16 protein-coding genes are annotated in these 18427 nt (G+C 70.8%); 8 read left to right on the forward strand and 8 right to left on the reverse strand.

All coding sequences use genetic code 11. The annotated features are described in order from the left end of the window. Positions 1-142: 142 nt before the first annotated feature. Together MXD60_RS29840 and MXD60_RS11365 are read left to right on the forward strand one after the other, a co-directional pair. A complete protein-coding gene (locus tag MXD60_RS29840) occupies positions 143-406 on the forward strand; it encodes an HNH endonuclease signature motif containing protein (protein WP_368861215.1) in 264 nt (87 codons plus the stop codon). A 599-nt stretch (positions 407-1005) separates the two neighbouring features. Next, complete coding sequence (locus MXD60_RS11365) at positions 1006-1185, forward strand: hypothetical protein (RefSeq protein ID WP_248818990.1); 180 nt, start codon at positions 1006-1008, stop codon at positions 1183-1185. Between the two features lie 14 nt (positions 1186-1199). Here MXD60_RS11365 and MXD60_RS11370 read toward each other — a convergent pair whose 3' ends face one another. The 4 genes from MXD60_RS11370 to MXD60_RS11385 form a co-directional block, all read right to left on the reverse strand. Further along, positions 1200-2453: a hypothetical protein gene (locus tag MXD60_RS11370; protein WP_248818991.1), complete on the reverse strand. Its 1254-nt coding sequence runs from the start codon at positions 2451-2453 to the stop codon at positions 1200-1202. Between the two features lie 284 nt (positions 2454-2737). Continuing rightward, on the reverse strand, positions 2738-3961 hold the full coding sequence (locus tag MXD60_RS11375; protein WP_248818992.1) for an RCC1-like domain-containing protein: 1224 nt from the start codon (positions 3959-3961) through the stop codon (positions 2738-2740). 341 nt (positions 3962-4302) lie between these two features. Beyond that, a complete protein-coding gene (locus tag MXD60_RS11380) occupies positions 4303-4497 on the reverse strand; it encodes a hypothetical protein (protein WP_248818993.1) in 195 nt (64 codons plus the stop codon). A 138-nt stretch (positions 4498-4635) separates the two neighbouring features. Continuing rightward, positions 4636-6201, reverse strand: coding sequence for a CYTH and CHAD domain-containing protein (locus tag MXD60_RS11385; protein ID WP_248818994.1), 1566 nt, complete (start codon positions 6199-6201; stop codon positions 4636-4638). Positions 6202-6953: 752 nt separating this feature from the next. Here MXD60_RS11385 and MXD60_RS11390 point away from each other — a divergent pair. Further along, complete coding sequence (locus tag MXD60_RS11390) at positions 6954-7922, forward strand: SGNH/GDSL hydrolase family protein (protein ID WP_248818995.1); 969 nt, start codon at positions 6954-6956, stop codon at positions 7920-7922. A gap of 311 nt (positions 7923-8233) precedes the next feature. Further along, on the forward strand, positions 8234-8506 hold the full coding sequence (locus MXD60_RS30310; protein ID WP_248818996.1) for a nuclear transport factor 2 family protein: 273 nt from the start codon (positions 8234-8236) through the stop codon (positions 8504-8506). On the opposite strand, the gene MXD60_RS11400 is transcribed toward MXD60_RS30310, so the two are convergent. Next, the gene (locus tag MXD60_RS11400) at positions 8391-9029 is read right to left on the reverse strand and encodes a GNAT family N-acetyltransferase (protein ID WP_248818997.1); all 639 of its coding nucleotides are present in this window, start codon (positions 9027-9029) and stop codon (positions 8391-8393) included. The genes MXD60_RS30310 and MXD60_RS11400 overlap by 116 nt on opposite strands. Positions 9030-9218: 189 nt before the next feature. Beyond that, positions 9219-12179, reverse strand: a complete 2961-nt coding sequence (locus MXD60_RS11405) for an nSTAND1 domain-containing NTPase (RefSeq protein ID WP_248818998.1) — start codon at positions 12177-12179, stop codon at positions 9219-9221. A gap of 285 nt (positions 12180-12464) precedes the next feature. On the opposite strand from MXD60_RS11405, the gene MXD60_RS11410 reads away from it, so the two are divergent. Then, positions 12465-12857, forward strand: coding sequence for a DUF4326 domain-containing protein (locus MXD60_RS11410; protein WP_248818999.1), 393 nt, complete (start codon positions 12465-12467; stop codon positions 12855-12857). A 550-nt stretch (positions 12858-13407) separates the two neighbouring features. Beyond that, positions 13408-14790, forward strand: coding sequence for a pyridoxal phosphate-dependent decarboxylase family protein (locus MXD60_RS11415; RefSeq protein WP_248819000.1), 1383 nt, complete (start codon positions 13408-13410; stop codon positions 14788-14790). Between the two features lie 136 nt (positions 14791-14926). Here MXD60_RS11415 and MXD60_RS11420 read toward each other — a convergent pair whose 3' ends face one another. Next, positions 14927-15568: an NAD(P)-dependent oxidoreductase gene (locus tag MXD60_RS11420; protein WP_248819001.1), complete on the reverse strand. Its 642-nt coding sequence runs from the start codon at positions 15566-15568 to the stop codon at positions 14927-14929. Between the two features lie 872 nt (positions 15569-16440). Between MXD60_RS11420 and MXD60_RS11425 the strand changes: the two genes are divergently transcribed. Together MXD60_RS11425 and MXD60_RS11430 are read left to right on the forward strand one after the other, a co-directional pair. Continuing rightward, positions 16441-16758 carry a putative quinol monooxygenase gene (locus tag MXD60_RS11425; protein ID WP_248819002.1) on the forward strand — a complete coding sequence of 106 codons (318 nt, stop codon included), beginning with the start codon at positions 16441-16443 and terminating at the stop codon, positions 16756-16758. Next, positions 16755-17969 carry a helix-turn-helix domain-containing protein gene (locus MXD60_RS11430; protein WP_248819003.1) on the forward strand — a complete coding sequence of 405 codons (1215 nt, stop codon included), beginning with the start codon at positions 16755-16757 and terminating at the stop codon, positions 17967-17969. Before MXD60_RS11425 ends, MXD60_RS11430 begins: the two co-directional genes overlap by 4 nt. Positions 17970-17988: 19 nt before the next feature. Here the strand turns inward: MXD60_RS11430 and MXD60_RS11435 are convergent, their stop codons facing one another. Further along, positions 17989-18408, reverse strand: a complete 420-nt coding sequence (locus tag MXD60_RS11435) for a hypothetical protein (RefSeq protein ID WP_248819004.1) — start codon at positions 18406-18408, stop codon at positions 17989-17991. Positions 18409-18427: the final 19 nt, after the last annotated feature.

Here is an 18427-nt window from a genome sequence, read left to right on the forward strand (position 1 = left end):
TTTCGGTAGTATGCGGAAATCTGTAAATCCAATCTTCGAGATGTATCGAGTGATTCTCGATGGCCTTTGGAATAGCTCATCGACAGAAGTAACCTTGCAGCGCCTAACGTCAAATCCGACCCTCAAGTCCTCGCTGAGGGTCATGACGGAAGACGATCGCATACATGGTCGAAACTATACGACGCAGACAAAGAATCTCGTGGCTCTCAATGAGATACTCGCTTCCGCTTCGACTTGCAACATCTGCGGCGCTAGGGGAATTCTGAGGTCGATGACGGTTGATCATAAGATTAGAAAGCAGGATGGCGGCCTGGCGTCCCCTCAAAACGCCCAGTTTACCCACCCCTATTGCAATTCTGGATACAAGGAAAGCATGCACGCCCGTGCATCGCAATCGTCGCAGTGAAAGAGTGCGGCTAGGGATGCGCTGGCGGACGAGCCCTACCAATTTTCCTAGGCTCAGCGGAACACCGCTAACATTCAGATATCTACCTAGATTTGACGCACCTCCGCCGTAGATCACGGCAAGCAGGCCGCAGCGGATGGCAGCCGAGCCCGCGAACATCGGCGGACGGTCACAGACTCGGTGTACGAGGTCGAACACGTGACCGCCCCCAGCGGACGTCCGCGGACATCGGCAGACGAACCACCTATGATCGCTTGGCGGCTCCTGTCAGGGCGCCGCACCACGGTCTCAGTTCTGGTCTCGTTCACCACCGTCCGGGCTCGTCCACCGAAGGTCAGTCAGCGGTTGCGTACCACGCTCGGACCACTGTGAACGGCCGCAAACGGAGCTCCGCAGACTTGGAAAGCGTGTTGGGGGCAACCCCTCGAGAGTTCGAATCTCTCATCCTCCGCAACGATCATCCTGGGCTTTCCGGAGTGGCCGGGCGTCAGGCGATCCCTGCCCGATCTTCCGCTTCGATGCGGACGTCGCGTCGAGTGAGGAACAGCCGCGGCGAGCGTCTCGGCCGCTCTGGTCTGCCGAGCGCAGCAGATGCGTGTATGAGGCTCCGAACTCTCGCCGGCACCAGCCGCCGCCGGCATCCGCTTCAGCTCCAGGAGCGCGGCGTCCAGCAGACACAGCTGCGGATCCTTCAAGAGCTCGCCTCGGTGGGATCCACGCGCTTCGACTGCCTCACGATCCTGGCCGTGTACGTCGTTGGCCGCGGCGGCGGAACCTGATCCACCAGGTCACGTCACTCTCGGGCGGCAAGGATGCGGCGGACCGCTTCGATGTCGGACGGCCGCTCTCGTCGAAGTCGACCCTGGCTGGTGCTCGCGAGATCGGACGGTCGGATGACGACCAGGCGCAGCCCATGCGCGGGGATTAGCTCATCGCGTCGCCGGTCGTAGATAGCCCGCTGCTCCCCGCGATGCACGCCGCTGACGGTCAGCCGGTCTGGCTTGTCGAAGTGCGCCACGGGCTGGTCATGCTGTATTTCGCGGTACTCGACCACGATCCGGTGCTTGGACCAGTAGCCGTCGACCTGAAGCCGCCGCTGCCTGCCTGCCCGATCCGGGTCGCCGAGCAGCCAGTCGAACGTGTGCTGTCGGGACACCTCTTCACCGAGCACATCGGCGCAGAGGTTGAGCACGTACCATTCATCGCTGTTTTCCCGGTTCATGGGGGGATTATGCCGACGTGGCGCTACCGCCCATGTGGCCGCCGATGATAAAGGGTAGGCACGGCGTGCGCGGATGAGGGGAACTGCTTCGCGTCCGGCAAGGACGGAGACGAGAACGAGAGATCCCGTATCCCGTAGCCAGGAGGGACCGAAGCGATGGACGGCGTTCCAGACGCGCTTCCCGTCGTCGTGCGTGAGGCGGCTGGGCGTCACCTTGGATCGGTGGACTTCGCCACGGCTGTTCAGGGCGGGCAGAACAACGACTTTGCCGCCGTTGTCCACGGCGGGGCCGGGCCGGTGTTCGTCAAAGCGGTCCGCGGGATCAGCCGGCGTATGCGCTGGCTGCGTAACGAGATCACGGCCGGGACGCTCGCCCCGGGCATCGCGCCAGCCGTGATCTTTACCGAGGACGTCGAAGCCGACGGCGACCCCTGGCTCCTCGTCGGTTTCGAGCACGTCCTCGGCCGGCCCGCCGACCTCGCACCCGGTTCGGCCGACCTCGCGGTCGTCGGACGGACGCTCGACCGGATCGGCGTCCTGCCGGCGCCTGAAGTACGTGGCCTGCGTGATCGGTGGACCGTTAGGGACTGGTGGCATCGCCTCAGTGACGTCGCCCCGGATGTCGTCACCGGCGTCGACGTCGAATGGATGGACCGGTTGGCGTCGCTGGCGCCTGAGGCCGTCCAGGGCGACCGGCTTGTGCACACCGATCTGCACGGTGACCAGTTCATCATCGGCGCCGCCGGTGAGGTTCACGTGATCGACCACCGCGTTCGCGGCGTTCGTCGCAGGCCTGTGGACGTACCGGGCTGTTACGGAAGGCATGGACGGTTCATGGGTTCGAGCCGCCCGTGACTACGCTGCCTGGCGAGTCGGCGCATCGCGTTAGGGACACGGTCATCCGCTGCCTTTGTCGCGGCATTCGCCAGCCTGCCGGCTTGCATCCGGCACCCAGCCGCAGGCTGGCGGTCGTGACCTGGCCCGATAGCATGGGCCAGGTCACGATCCTGTCATCTCGGTTCTGGTCTCACTCGACCTTGTGAAAGCGTTCTAACGCCCCCGGCGCAGTCGACCGGGCCTGGCGGCCACCTCCGTGAAAATCAGGTCGGTCAGTCCCAGGTTCCCAGGAGCGTGTAGCCGCTGAAACCGCCGCCGGCGATGGCCTCCGCCTTGACGACGCCGCTGACCTGGACCGGGCGCAGGCTGTAGGGCGGCGTGGTGGTGCCGTTACCCAACTGCCCGTAGTAGTTGCTTCCCCACGACCACACCGTGCCGTCCCAGCGTGTCGCGTACCCGCTGAAACTTCCCGCGGAGATCGCGGTGACGCCGACGAGGCCGGTGCTGCCGCTGACCTGGACGGGCAGCGAAGAACTCTCGTCGTCACCGTTTCCGAGCTGTCCTGTGTTGCCGAGGCCCCAGGCCCAGAGGGTGCCGTCCCGGCGCAGGGCGTAGCCGGTGTTGCCCTCGCTGCTGGCAGCGATGGCGATCACTTCGGTGAGGTTGTGGACCGGCGCGGGCACCAGATGCTCGGTGGTGGTCCCGTCGCCCAGCTGCCCGTCGTCGTTCGCGCCCCAGGCTCGGACAACGCCGTCCCAGCCCAGTGCGAAGCCGGACTCCTGGCCGCCCGCGATGGCTCGCACCCCGCGCAGGCCGCTGACCTGGACGGGCGTCATACGGTCAATGGTCGTTCCGTCGCCGAGCTGTCCCTCGTCGTTGTAACCCCAGGCCAGGACGGTCCCGTCGCCACGCAGCGCGTAGCCGGACTGGCCGCCGGCGGCGATGGCGATGATGTGGTTCAGGCCAGGGACCTGGACGGGCACCGTGCTGTTGACGGTCGTGCCGTTACCCAACTGGCCGAGGTTGTTGTACCCCCAGGCCCAGACGGTGCCGTCGCGGCGGAGCGCGTACCCGTTGATGGTGCCGCCGGCGACGGCCGCGACCTGGGTCAACCCGGTGATCCGGACGGGAACGGTGGTGTTCGCCGTCGATCCGTTACCGAGCTGTCCGTAGGCGTTGTATCCCCATGACCACGCGGTGCCGTCCGCGCGCACCGCATAACCGGAGTACCTGCCCCCGGCGATCCCCACCACCCGGTCGAGACCGGTGAGGCCGCTGACCCTGACGGGCACCGACCGGTTCGCGGTGGTGCCGTCTCCGAGGGCGCCCAGGCCGTTGTATCCCCAGGACCATTCGTTGCCGGACGCCGCTGCGAGGGGGTGTGGTTCGGGTGCCGCGGCCGCCGCAGGGGTCATGGCAATCGCGGCTGGCAGTGCCAACATGCCGGCAGCGGCCAGTGCCACCATCCCGTGTGGCAGCCGTCGTCGACGAAACATCGTTACTCCTCCTCGCGGGGGTACCCTTCCGGCACCAGATAGACACGAAGAGTAGTCGTCGGTCGACGAAATGACCTGAGATGCGAGGAATGCTTCGTACGCTGCGTGTCTCTTGATGCGTCGCCCGGCGGTTCCGTCGCTCGGCTTTCTGGATGCGGACGGAGCGGGTCCCCGACCCCTGGAAGCGCATCCGGTCGCTCTGGAGGGACAACCCCGACACCGGGGCCATACAGAGCGACCATCCGGCAACGCCGCCGGCCCCTCCGGTCGGGCGGCCTCCCGGCCGGGGCGACGCCCCGGGATGAGGGCGGTCGGCCCGGCCGAGGGAGAACCCGGGTCGGTCAGGAAGCGCGGTCGATGTTCGGCCGGTCGCGTTCCGCGTGCGGGAGGCCGGCGTCGACGCGTTCCTGCTCGGTCCGTTCGGCGAGGACGTCATCGTCAAGCGGACCCTGCTCCCCGCCGTGACGCGCGGGATCCCGCCAGCCCGCGGAGACCTTCGCGGCGGTGTCCTCCGGCCGACGGCTGTCGTTCCCCATGATCTCGCTCCTTTCCTTGACCTACCCGGGTGTCATACCCAGGTCGTCGCCGGCGCGGGGCGCACCGGCGGGGAAGCAACTCGCATCCCCCCGCGGTATCCGACAAACCGCCCGGCCCGCGGCCAGGCGCCGCCGCCCTCAGGCCAGCCAGCGGCGGTCGCGCCGGCGGGCGAGCTTCGGCCAGCGGGCGGCGAACGCGTCCCGGGTCTGGCGGGCCTGTTCCTGCTCGCGGCCGAGCAGCAGGCCGTAGGCGAACGAGGATTCCCCCGCGTGGTTCGCCGCGATCGCGAACTCGCGAAGCACGCTCTGGGCGACGACACAGTCCTGGTGCTCACCCAGACTGTTCTGGATCTTCTTGGCCCGGTTGGAGTGCTTCGCCGCGTCCTTGCCGTAGATCAGTGTGACGGTCTCGCTCGCATAACGCAGTTGCTTCGCGGCTTTCCGCGCGAGGTGCAGGGCGGCGTCCTGGTCGGCTCCGGCCGGGGTGCTCAGGGCGTGGTCGACCCGGCGACGCAGCTTACGGTCAGCCTTGCCGACCGGGGAGCGCAGGACCGACCCGGCCGGCTGGTGGCCGAGGGCCGAATACGGCGGCTCGGCGACGAAGGCGATCAGCTCGTCGAGGAAGTCCAGGTACTCCGAGTCCCGCAGCCAGACCAGGGCCTGCTCCCGGCCGCGAAGACGCTGTGAGCGCAGATGGCCCTGCACCCGGGCGGCGACCGGACCCAGTACGTCCCGGCCGTCAAGGGCGGCCAGCCCGGCGGTGAACCGCTCAAGCTGGACCTCGCCGTCGCGGGCGGCGTTGAGCAGGAGGTTCAGCTCCCGCAGCCGGGCCTGCAGCGCGCCCGCCGGGGCCGGCTCGAACAGCCGCTGGAACGTGCGCAGCGCACTGCGCAGCCGGCGGGCCGCGACCCGCATGTCGTGCACGGACTCGGGGTCGTCCAGACGCACCCGGGCGTCCGCGGCGAGCAGGGCCCGGGTGTGGGTCGCGAGATAGCGTCGGACGGCCTTGCCCGCGGTCTCCGGCCCGGTGGTTGCCTCACCCCTGGCGCCGTCGACGGGCAGTTCCGGACGGGCCGCCCGGGATCCCAGCGCGCGGGCCAGCTTGGACGGCCCCGCCGCCGGCCTGGCCCCGGCCCGGCGCAGCGCCTTGCCGGTCACCGGCAGGACACCGAGATCATCGCCGAGCGCCTCGACCTCGATCTCCCGCCACCGGGACAGCGTCGTCGACGCACCGAGGGTCTGGGCCCGGACCTCGTCGTCGGCGACCTCGGCCAGGTCCCGTCCCTCGAGGTCGCGCAGCGTCGTCGCCCGGCGGGTGGTTCGCACCCGCGCGACGGGGGCCAGCGGCCGGCCCCGGGTGGTGGCGGCCACGATGTCGGCGAGTTCGCCGGGGACCGTCCCTTCGGCGGAGGGGTCGCGTTCGATCGCGTCCAGCGGACGGCTGATCTCGTCGCGGCCGACCTCGGCGCTCGGCAGCTTGAGATGCCAGCCGGCGTCATGCCCGCCCTGACGGCGACGCAGCGTGATGCTGTTGCGAGCCAGCCGAAGATCGTCGGTGTCGTAGTAGATGGCTTCGAGATGTTCCTCGATCGGCTCGGCGGCCGAGGTGATCCCGGCAAGCCCGGTCAGGGTCGGCACGACGAAGGTCGAGTCGACGTCGAATTTGGTTTCGACCTCCCGGTGCCCGTAGGCCGGTGCGCGCATAGCACCCTCCGCATCTGTTCGAACGTCTGCTTTTCGGCCCTACCCGCTTCGATCGCCGTAACCCGGCCGGTGTGCACGGTGGCCTGCCAGCCCTTCTCTGCCCACGCACGCCAGTCACGCAACGCGAACGCGATGGTGGAACTTCGGTGTACGACGAGCCGTCGCACACCGACGCCTGTGGTTAGCCTGCGGCCACCTGTGCGGGACACACGTCCACCAACGGGTCTGGCGCTGGGAACCGGCCTAGTAGGTCGTGTCCGGCCGGTCATGGTGAGGGCATCCGGACACCGACCCCGGCACAGCGACCGGTCGGCAGCGCAGCCGGCCCCTCCACGGAACCCGACCGGCCAGCCTCTGGAGGGGGCCGGTGGTCGCTCTATGCGGGACATATCGGACGTCGAACGTTCAGTAGAACCGTCGTGGCCCGCCCAGCCACACCAACTCGCGAGCAATGTCAACTCGGCGTGAGGTTCGGCGGGCATGTCCGCTGCCGTCGGTGTTCCTGGCGGGGCACCGCCCTCCTCCCGGCGGTGCGGTCCGCGTGCGTCCAGTGCGGCGTCGGGCGGGCCGGTGAGCCGACCCTGGTCGGAGCCTTTTGGCGAGGTGGGCGGGGAAACCGGTCGCCGCGATCGGTCGCGCGGGGGGCGGGTGGCGGGGTGAAGTTGACGGCGGGCAAGCTGATCGGGTCTGGCAGGCTGTGGTCGGCCAGGTGCCAGCGGGACGCGGGCGACGCACGCGGGAGGGGTGGTGGCATGCGGTCACGGCCGTGCTGGCGGCTGGTCGTCGCGGCGCTGGTCGCGGCGGTCCTGGCAGCCGGCTGTGGGTCCGGCGGTGGCGGGGGCGCGCGGCCCACGGCGGCGGCCGGGCCGACCGGCGCCCAGTCGCAGCCGGTGGTGGGCACGCCACCGGACTCCGGGTCCTCTCGGGTGACCGGCGGTCGGTACGTGGCGATGGGCAGTTCCTTCGCCGCCGGACCGGGTATCGGCCGCGACATCGGGGCTGGTTGCGGCCGCTCGGCCCGCAACTACCCGCATCTGGTGGCACAGCGGCTCGGGTTCGCGCTCACGGACGTGACGTGCAGCGGTGCCACGACCACGAACCTGCTTACGACTCCGCAGCGGGGGCATCCACCGCAGGTCGACGCCGTCACCCCCGACACCCGGCTGGTGACCATCACGGTGGGCGGCAACGATCTGGGCTACTCCGCCGCGACGGCGGAGTGCGCGGGCGCGACGGCCGCGGGCCGGTCCTGCGCTGCCCTGCTCCCGAGCCCGGCGGCGACCGCTGCGGCGGCGGTCAGGCTGCGCGGCAATCTCACCCGGCTGCTGCGGGCCATCGACACCGCCGCGCCCGGCGTGCTGGTCTACCTGGTCAGCTACCCGCGGATCTTCCCGGACCCGCCGGTCACCTGCCCGGACAACGTCATCAGTACCGCCGACACCCGCACGCTCGCCGGGATGGGCGGCACGCTGGAACAGACCCTCCGGCAGGTCGCGACGGAGCGGGGCATCCCGCTGGTCGACGCGTACGCTGCGAGCGCCGGGCGGGACGTGTGCGCCGCCGCGAACGTCCGCTGGGTGGAGGGCTCCCACACCAGCGGCGTGCACTACCACCCGAACGCCGACGGCATGGCCGCGGTCAGCCGGCTGATCGAGAACGCCCTGGCCGGCGCCGGGCGGATCGAGCACCGCACGCCGCAGGCGACCGCGACGCGCGGCTAGGTCGGGTCCGGCCGATCATGGTGAGGGCATCCCGACACCGACCCCGGCACAGCGACCGGTCGGCAGCGCAGCGGGCCCGTCGCGCGGGCACACCGGGCACCGAGCCCCATCGGGCACCGGTCAGAAGCGCGCCCGGTCCCGCCGAGGGGCAGCCAGACCCTTGATCGCTACTCCCCGCAGCGAGGCTGAGGGGCTGAGGGGCTGAGGGGCTTTGTGGTCGCTTGGTATAGACAAAACGGGCGCCGAACCATGCAGAACGACAACCGTGGTCCCTCTGAACCGCGGCGGCCCCTGACGAACGGAGACGCACGGTGAGCGAGCGGCATGACCGGGACGAGATCGCCGACGTCCTGTTGCGTTACACCGTCGGCATCGACCGCCGGGACTGGAAGCTGTTCCGTACCTGTTTCACCGACCACTGCACCATCGACTATGGCGACTTCGGGGCGTGGCAGGGCGCGGATGCCTTCAGGTGCAGGGTAAGCCGTCGGTGCGTCGGCGGGCGGACTGACGGCTGTGGATCCGCAGCAGGTCGCCGGTGGGGGGCAGGGTGGAGCCGCACGCCTGCCACTGCTCGCGGCTGATCGCGTAGACGTTGCTCGCCCGCCACGGGCCGACGTCCGCCACCCCGCGAAACGTCATGCCGAGCCGGCGGGCGATCGCGTTCATGCCGACGTTGTCCCGGTGCGTGGTGGTGATGAGCTCGGCCACGGGGAGCCGTTCGAAGCCGAACTCCAGCGAGGCCCGGATCGCCTCGGTGCCGAGCCCGTGTCCCCAGCGGTCCCGCCGGATGGACACGGCGACATCGATCCCCGGCCAGCCCTCGGCGGCGTAGGAGCCGGCGCGCCCCAGGAACTCGCCCGTGCCGCGTTCCTCGACCGCCCACATGCCGTGCCCATGCAACATCCACATGCCCAGCAGGTGGGTGACCAGGCGTTCCGTGCCGACCTGCCCGAACGGTCCGTTGAGATAGCGCATCGTCTCCGGGTCGGCGTTCATGGCCGCGTAGGGGGAGAGATCCGCGGGGCGCCAGCCGCGCAGGATCAACCGGGACGTGAGGACGGTCGGGATCTCGGTGCGGCTGGGTGCCCCATAGGTCAACGTCATGTGAGTGATGGTCCGCTTGCGAAGGCCGGTCGGGAAGTACTCTGGGCGACGATTCCGTTCGTGTCTCCTTAAATGCGGAGATTTTGAGCATTACTTAACGCAGATGCGGCAAGAAAGTGCCGGATCGTGATGCTGGGGCCATTATGTGGTTACCTGGCTACGGTTCCTCTACCGCGATGCATGTGATCATCAATGGCAGGTCGCCCGGTAGGGCACCCCGGGCAGGTAGTACCGCCAGGACGACGCGTCCAGACCAACCTTGGCCATCCCGCACGCATAGGCGATGACCCGGCCCTGGCGAAACGCGTCGACCGCGGCGAGCCGCCACAGCCGGATCGTCCCGTCATAGCCGCCCGAGGCCAGCAGCGCGCCGTCTGGGGAAAAGGCTACGGACAGCACGGACCGGGTGTGCCCCGCCAGCGGTTGCCCGATCGCGCGCAGGACACCCGGCGACGCCGAGCCCGCGCCGCCACCGGTCGAGGCGGCCGGAAGGTCGGCGGCGGCGGTGCTCCACAGATGCACCCCGGGGCCGGAGTCGACGCTGGCGAGCAGGGTGCCGTCGGGCGAGAAGGCCAGGGCCCGGGTCGCGCCGGTGTCGGTGCCGGCCCGGGCGAGGATGCGCCGACCCCCCACCCCGTCGACCGTCGCCACCTCGATCTGGCCGTCCTCGCTCCCGCCGGTGCCTGCCTCGCCCGCCTCGTCGGCGTCGGTTCCACCGGCCGCGCCGGCAGGTTCGTCGCCGGACCCGGCGATGCCGCGGCCATCCGCCTCGATCAGGGCCGTCGGAGACCGGGCGAGGCGCGGGTCGGGTGGCGCGGAGCCACCGGTGGGCGGACCGGGCCGCCGGGGCCGGGCCGGGTCGGTCAGGTCCCAGACCAGCGCGATGCCGTCCGCGGTGGTGACGGTCAACTGCCGGTGGCCGAGGGCGAACGTCACCGACGTCGCCGGGCCCGGCAGACCTTGCAGCGGCCGCCCGACCGGGACGAGCTGGGCGTTGCGGATCGACCACAGCGTCACCGACTGGTCCGCGCCGCCGGCGCCGAGCAGGGTCCCGTCCGGCGCGAAGCCGATCGCGGTGACCGGGGCGCCGGGGCTGGCGAAACCCGTCGGGTCGGCCGCGAGGCTCTGTAGCAGGCCCTCCTCACCCACGGTGCCCGGCGAGACGGTCGCGGCGGCGATACCCAACCGCAGCGCCCGGTCGCGGTCGGTGGGGCGGGCGTCGCGCGCGGCGGCCAGCAGAGACTGGGCGACCGCCGCCAGCCGGGCCTGGTCGGCGGCCCGCTGGGCGCGCTGTGCCGACCGGTTCTGCACGCCGGCGATCGTCGCGGCGGCGACGGCCACGGCAAGCAGCAGGGACAGCACGGTGACGGTCTGGCGTCGACGCCGACGCGCGCGGCGGGCGAGGCCGTCCACGTGCTGGTGGCATTCGGCGAGGAACTGCCGGCCGGCCCGGTTGAGGTTGACGACCGGTTCGCCGCCCGCCCGGAACCGGTCGTAGGACCCCCACAGGATGGTGGTCGCGGCGGTGAGCCGGTCGACGTCCCACAGCGGGCCGCCGCGGGCGTGCAGGGCGGCGGCGCGTTCCACCTGCCCCTCGGTGAGCAGTGCGGCCTCCCGCTCGCGGATCGCCGAGTCCAGCGGCTGCCAGGCGGTCAGCAACGCCTCGTGCACGACGCCGACGGAGGTGCCGCCCAGGCTGTCGCTGGGCGTGGACAGCAGCCGTTCCTCGACGAACACCCCGAACGCGGTGCGCAGCGCGTCGGAGGACAGTTCCTCGAAGTCGATGCGGCGCCGCGTGCGCCGGCCTGCCTCGTCGAGGGTGGCAAGCTCCGCCATGCTGGCCAGGAGCACCTCCCGGGACAGGCCGGCGGCGGTGACCGCGTCGTCGAGCACCGCGTCGGCCCGCCGGGCGAGCGCGCCGCGCACCCCGCCGAGCTCCTCGTAGCGCACGGTGGACAGCCGTCCGCCGCGGACTTGGCCGCGGGCCAGTTCGTGCAGGGTGAACGCCAGCAGCGGCAGCGCCTCGCCGCCCTCGGTCTCCTCGACCATCCGGCTGACCAGCTCCGGGTCGACCGACAGCCCGGCGACCCGGGCCGGCTCACTGATCACCACCCGGAGCATGTCCCGCGCGAGCGGACGCAGCGGGAACGCGTGCAGATGGACGTCCCCCAGCTCGGGCACCGCGAACAGCTGGTCCTGGAACTCCGAGCGGACAGCGATGACCACGCGGATCGGCCCGTCGAGCCCGCGGGAGAGCACGGCGGCGAACCGGGACCGCTCCGGTGACGGCGTTCTGGTGAACAGCTCCTCGCCCTGGTCGACGACGAGCAGCAGCCGGTCCCGCACCGGACCGGGCGCGGCGGCGAGCAGCTCCTCCGCGAGCGTGGCCAGCGCGCCGGGCTCGTCCCGCAGCCGCCGGTGGATCTCGTCGGCCGCCCAGCGCACGCCGGCGAGCTGCGCGGCCTTCGCCAGCGCCAGGGCGAGTTTGCGCAGCGGGTCGCGGCCCGGCACGAACGGTTCGGCCACCAGCCAGCCGGGCTCACCGCCGAGCCGCGCGGCCAGCCCGGCGCCGACCAGGGAGGACTTCCCACAGCCCGAACCGCCGACGACGAGCAGTAGCCGCCGGTCGCTGAGCGCGCGCAACCGGTGGGTCAGCCGGCGCAGCTCGTCGTCGCGGCCGTAGAAGACGCGGGCCATGTCCCGGCTGAACGGCCGCAGGCCCGGGAAGGGCGAGCGGTCCCAGGCCCAGCCGCGCCCGCCGGACGCGTCGACGCGCCGCAGTGCGACGTCCAGGTCCTCGCCCCAGCCGCCGTTGCCGGCGACGATGACGTGCTGGCGATCGTCCAGCAACGGGGAGGTGACCTCCGGCTGCGCCCGCAGCGGCAGCAGCAGACTGCCGACCTCGTGGGCGATCCCGATCTCGTAGGCGCACCACGGCGAGGCGTTGTACGCGTCGGTCAGGAGGCAGATGACCGCGTCGGCGGCGCGCAGTTCCTGGTGCAGGCGTTCCCGCCAGACGTCACCGGGCTGGATTCCAGCCCGGATGTTCCTGGCCAGGAATGCGTCGTGGCCCAGGTCGGACAGCGTTCGGTGGACGCGGTCGGCCAGCTCCCCGTCGGAGCTGGCGTGACTGACGAAGGCCCGGGCCACGTCACCTCCCCCAATTTTCTAAACGTATTCATTGGATTGCCATGACGGAATTGATCCTACGTGTACGCCTAGTCAGTGGCCCGTAGGAATACGGGTTTCCGTGGCTTCGGTGTCGGTCGTGCACTGGGAAACTGTAAGCCTGGCAGTCGCGGGCGTTCTGCCGAGTCCGGTTCCCCGGCAGGTGAACTGATGATGTCCGTTGCCGCAGCCGACCATGACCATTCGATGACGGGGGAGTGGCGGCCGTGCGGTGGGCATAACGGTTCGCGAGGAAGGGTGCGGAAGATGATCGTTGCGCGAACCCATGTCCGGTTGTCCCGTGCGTCCGGATGGCGCAAGCCGGCGGACGTCGTCGTGGTCTCTCGGCCCACCCGCTGGGGCAATCCGTTCGACCAGCGGGAGCTGGGCCGGCCCGTCGCCGTCGCCCGGTACACCGAGTGGATCACTGGCGGCGGCCCGGACGTGCGCCACGACCGCGCCGGCCGCCGCTACTCGCGGTTGGAGCTGCTGGCCGAACTGTCGACGCTCGCCGGCCACCGTCTCGGCTGCTGGTGCCCGCCGGGGGAGCCGTGTCACGCCGACATCCTCGCGGCCCTCGTCGCCGAGCGGACGAACCGGCCGGCGCCCGCGGCGACGGGCGGCCCGGCGCCCGCGAGGTCGGACCGCGACCGCGGGTAGCGATCGGGACCGTGGCCAGGGCCGCGACCGTCGGTGATCCTCGCGCCGCCGTCCGGTGGCCCGAGGTTGCCGGCGCGCCGCGTCCCACCATGTCATCGCACGCGGAGCCGTCGGGGACACCTGTGGCCCACCACCGTCCGCGCCCGACGTGAAATCGTCGCACGAACGACACGTCCCGCGAAGAATGCCCGGTCATACGGCACCCGTCCGTGCCCCGTACGGGGGGCGCGGCGGAATTCCGGCGGTCCGGTCGCGCACGTCGCCGGCGTTCATGGCATGCTCGGAATCCGGCGGTGAGCGGACGCCCCGCCGGTGGCCGTTCTGATCAGATCGACGTCGACGGCGTCCACCGGAATGCGTCCTTCGCCCCGTGGATCAGACCGGATCGGCCGTTGTTGTTAGGTTGAACCCTCAACGTGGAGGTTTGTTGTGAAGCGTGTCGGTGCGATTGTCATGCTGCTTGCTCTCGTCGGTGGCGGCTTCCTGTTCCGGCGTCAGCGCAGCAGGCAGGACGGGTAGGTCCGCGTCTCGCGGCGGGTCCGCTCCGGCCGTGCATCGGTTCGACGCCGAGACGGCCGAGCTCATGCGGGCCGTCTTCGAGGTCACCAGGCTGCGGCTCGGCTTCGATCAGGTCCCGCTGGACGGCTCGGCCTCGCCTGCTGAGCTGTCCGCCCGGGCCGGTGAGACGATCACTGCCGAAGGCATCGGCGGCGCCCACGCGCTGAAGATCTTCGACGAGGTCCTCTCCCGCGCCTGCGTCTCGGCGGACCATCCGCGCAACCTCGCCTTCATCCCGGCCGCCCCGACCAGGGCAGCCGTGCTGTTCGACCTCGTGGTCGGCGCTTCGTCGATCTACGGCGGCAGCTGGCTGGAAGGCGCCGGCGCCGTGCACGCCGAGAACGAGGTGCTGCGCTGGCTGGCCGACCTCGCCGGGCTGCCGGCGCAGGCCGGGGGCGTGTTCGTCCCCGGCGGCACGGTCGGGAACCTCTCGGCGCTCGTCACCGCGCGGCACGCCGCCCGGGCGCGGCTGGCCGCCGCCGGGCGCCCGATGCCGTCCCGGTGGCGCTTCGTCTGCGGTGCGGAGGCGCACTCGTCCCTCTACCAGGCGGCGGCCGTCCTCGACGCGGAGATCGTGGCCGTGCCGACCGGCGCGGACGGCCGGCTGACCGGCCCCCGGCTCGCCGCGGCGCTCGACGAACTCGCGGCGGGCGGTGCCGAGGTGGCGGCCGGCATCTTCGCCGTGGTCGCGACGGCCGGGACGACCCAGTTCGGCATCGTCGACGACCTGCGCGGTATCACCGACGTCGCCCGCGCCCGCGACCTGTGGGTGCACGCGGACGGCGCCTACGGCCTGGCTGCCCTCGCCGCGCCGTCGGCCCGGCCGCGCTTCGACGGGATCGCCGAGGTCGACTCGTTCATCGTTGACCCGCACAAGTGGCTGTTCGCGCCGTTCGACGCCTGCGCGCTGGTCTACCGCGACCCGGCCCTCGCGCTGGCCGCCCACGGCCCGCAGCGGGCGGGCTATCTCGACGTGCTCGATCCGGCCGCCAACTGGAACCCGTCGGACTACGCCATCGGCCTGTCCCGGCGGGCCCGCGGACTGCCGTTGTGGTTCTCGCTCGCCACCCACGGCACCCGGGCCTACGCCGACGCGGTCGAGACCACGCTCGCCACCACCCGGTCCGCCGCCGCGCAGATCGCCGCGCGGCCCGAACTGGAACTGGTGCGGCCGCCGGAGCTTTCCATCGTCGTGTTCCGCCGCCGTGGCTGGACGGACACGGACTACCACCGCTGGAGCGATGCGCTGCTGCGTGCCGAATTCGCCTTCGTGCCGCCCACCCGTCATGACGGGGAGACCGTCGCCCGTTTCGCCGTCGTCAATCCGCGGACGACCCCCGACGACATCAAGGCGATTCTCGCCACGATGGAGTGATGGCCGGACGGCCGGACGGCCAGGTGCTGGGGCGGCCGGCTGGCGGCGTCCCAGCTGGGAATCCGGGCCACCGGAGACGTCAATGGCTCAGGTGGCGGTCCGGACGGTCAGGTGCCGCGTTGCACCTGAAGGACTTTCAGTTTCCGACGGTGATCCGACGGTTGCGGTTGCGCGGGTTCTCGATCTCGTCGATGACGGCGATCGCGAAGTCCTCGTGGGAGATGCCGACCTGGCCCTTGGCGTCCACCACGGGCCGGTCGGTGCCGGTGCGGTAGGCGCCGCGGCGCTGGCCGCCGCCGAGGTTGCGCGGCGGCGGGGCGATGGCCGTCCAGCGCACGTTGCGGGCGCCGCGGTACACGTCGAGCGCGTCCGCCTGGTCGAGCGCGTCCTTGCGCTCGGCGGCGGGGAAGTCCGCGGCGTCGGCGAGCCGCTGGCCGTTCTCGTCCTCCAGCGTGCCGCCGCTGGAGATGTGGACGATCAGGGGCGGCTGGTCGCCGAGGCGGGGCAGGACGTCAACGAGGTTGCGGGCCGCGTTCGCGTGCACCGGGCGGTCCACACCGCCCACGGCGACGATGATGGCTTCCGCGTCCTGGGCCAGCCGCTCGACCGAGTCACGCTTGGTGACGTCACCCTCGACGCCGTTCGCCTTCCGCGGCAGCTTCTTCACCCGAGCCTGCTCCGGCTCGACCGCGGTGACCTCGTGTCCACGCCTCACTGCTTCGTCGGTGATGCGGCGCCCGATCTGACCCGCGGCACCAAAAATGACGATCCTCGCCATGCCATTGCCTCCGACTCCCCGGTCATGATGACCGACGGATAGACGTGCAACTGATGGATGAGATGCGGCGGCGCGACGGTTCCGGTGCGTCGTTGCGCCGGAACCATCGGCCAGCGAACGAATTACCGTTCGCGTTGACTATTTCACGCTCCGCAGTCGCCGCAAGTTGACGTCGTCAGGCCGCGCATCGGGCGCCTTCGGATGATCGTTACGGTTCCTCTGTGTGGCTGGCCGCCCGAATCGTCCGCACAAAGGGACCGCGAAGGCTCCCTCGGATGATCGTTTGAGGCTCCGCTGATCGGAAATGACGCCGAAGCATGCGCGGGTGTGGCGCTCTCAGCGCAGCCGGGACCGGAAGTGAGACCGGGACGCATGCGCTGGGCCCGACGGGGTGACCGTCGGGCCGGGCGTACTGGCTGATCCAGGGCGGTGGAGGTGGGATTTGAACCCACGGAGGGGTTGCCCCCTCACACGCTTTCGAGATCTGCGCCCCGTCGTTCAGCTATGTCCGCCGACGTCCCGAGCATGCAGAAAGGGCACCGACTGGACGCTGGCGGACACCTGCGGACGGGGGTGAACGAGACCGGAACTGAGACCGGTCGGGGAGGCCTTAGCGTCTAGAAGCTGCTGATGACGCTCTGGCGAGCACGGCGCGCCATAGCCACGCATAGCTGCCGCCCGGCGCGGCGACGTTACTTGATCCTAAACTGTTGGTTTTGGCAACCACTGGGTGGTTCGCCTGGATGGCAGGTCAGCCGGCCTATGCGGCGCGCCAGGCAGCGTGTTGGTACCAAAAGTACTGGCTAGTTCTCGGAATCCTACCCGTGGGAGAATCGTTGTGGTGGTGACGTCGTCCGATGGGAAGAGGATTCATGTTCGGGTTGGTGGTTCGGTTCGATCTGCGGCCTGGCGCCGCAGACGGGTTTGACCGGCTGGTCGCGGAGACGTTGCCGCTGATCGTGTCGGTGGAGTACGGGACGCTGGTCTACGTGATGCAGGCGGTTGCGGGGGAGCCCGACGTTCGGATCTTCTATGAGCTGTATCGGGACCGGGCCGCGTTCGACGAGCACGAGCGCCAGGACCATGTGTGTCGGTTCCTGGCGGCGCGGGAGGAGTTCCTTGTCGGTCCGCCCCGTGTGGAGTTCCTCACCGGTATCTGCGGCAAGGGACTGCCGGGCGGTGCGCGATGACGGAGCCGACTCCGACGCTCGGTGAGCGGGTGGCGTTCCATCGCAAACGGCGCGGCCTGTCGCAGGTGGAGTTGGGCCGGCTGATCGGCCGGTCCGAGAGCTGGGTCTCTCAGGTCGAGCGGAACGCGCGCAAAGTCGACCGGATGTCCGTGCTCGCGCAGGTCTCCGACGTCCTGGGCGTTCCGGTGGCCGATCTCGCGCCCGACGCGCCAATGGAAGTAGCAGCATCGGAGCGTGAGCCGTGGCGGGACGCGCTGCGCCTGGCGCTCACCGGGCATCCGGCGCTGTCGGCCGTCGCCTCGACGCCGCCACCCGACGGCGGCTCCGGCGAGGACTTCGCCGAGCAGGCCGAGCAGGTGTGGACGGTCGTCCATGGGTCGCGGTACTCCGAAGCCGGGCCGGTGCTCCTGCCCTTGATCGCCGGGGCGGAACTGGCGTTGCGTTCCGTTCCGGAGGATCAGCGGCCGGCAGTCGCTGCGGCGCTGTCTCGGGCGTACCAGGCCGCTGCCGCCCTCCTCGGGAAAGTGAACGACACAGAAGCCGCCTGGCTTGCGTCCGACCGGGCGCTCTTCACCGCAGAAGCTGCGGGGGATGTCGCGCTCGTGGCCGCGGGGCAGTTTCGCCTGGTGCTGGCGATGCTGGGCGCCGGGCGGCTGGACCAGGCCCAGCACGCCGCCGCGACGGCGGTGGCTGCGCTTCGTCCGCGGCTGCCGGAACTGGGCGTCGAAGCGGCGTCCGTCGTGGGCGCGCTCTGCCTGGTACGGGCGGTAAGTGCGGCGCGTGCCGGTGACCGCCGGTCTGCCTGGCAGGCGATCGGCGACGCGCAGGAGCTGGCCGCGACGGTGGGCGCCGGGCGGAACGACTTCAACACGGAGTTCGGACCGGTGAACGTGGCGCTGCATGAGGTGTCCGTCGCGGTCGACCTGGGCGACGCGGGCGACGCCCTCGATCGCGCCGGCCGGATCGACACCTCGGGACTGTCAGCGGAACGCCGCGCCCGCTTCCTGGTCGACGTCGCCGACGCCCATGCACAGCGCCGCGCCCGGGGCGACGCTCTTGCCGCGCTCTTGGAGGCGGAGCAGGTGGCCCCCGAACAGATCCACGATCACTCCAAGGTCCGGACACTCATTCGCGACCTGCTCCAGGACGTCCACCAGCGCTCCGACCAGGAACTTCGCTCTCTGGCAGGCCGATGCGGAGTCCCCGCCTGAGGGGCCCGCACAGAAAGTACTAGACAACACTCAAAGTGTGGCCCATACTTCGAGTGCGGGTTGGGGGGGGCCCCCCCCCCCCCCCCCGCCCGGGGGGGGCTGCCGGTGCGGACCAGTCCCCGATGCGCGTTCCCACGCGGCGGTGGCCGCCAGGGCGGCCGGTCAGCAGGTAGACGCCGCCGTCCGTGCCGATGTGGAGGTCGTCGGCGTCCAGATAGGGGCAGGTGGCCGTGATCTGGGCGATGACACGGCGGCGGACCGCCGCGGGCACGTGGGCGGTGGCGCCCGGCCGTCGGGTCCCCGTGGTCTTCGCGGTGCTGCTGGTGCGGGCCGGCGTCGGCTTCTTCTTCGTGGTGCTGCTGGTGCGGGCCGGCGTCGGCTTGGTCTGCTTCGGGTTCGTGTTCGTGGCTGATGGCTTCAGCCAGCTGAGCAGGCCCATCAGGGTCCTCCGTGGGGTT

Origin of the sequence: Frankia sp. AgB32, assembly GCF_023243045.1 — a bacterium.
Classification (GTDB): Bacteria; Actinomycetota; Actinomycetes; order Frankiales; family Frankiaceae; genus Frankia.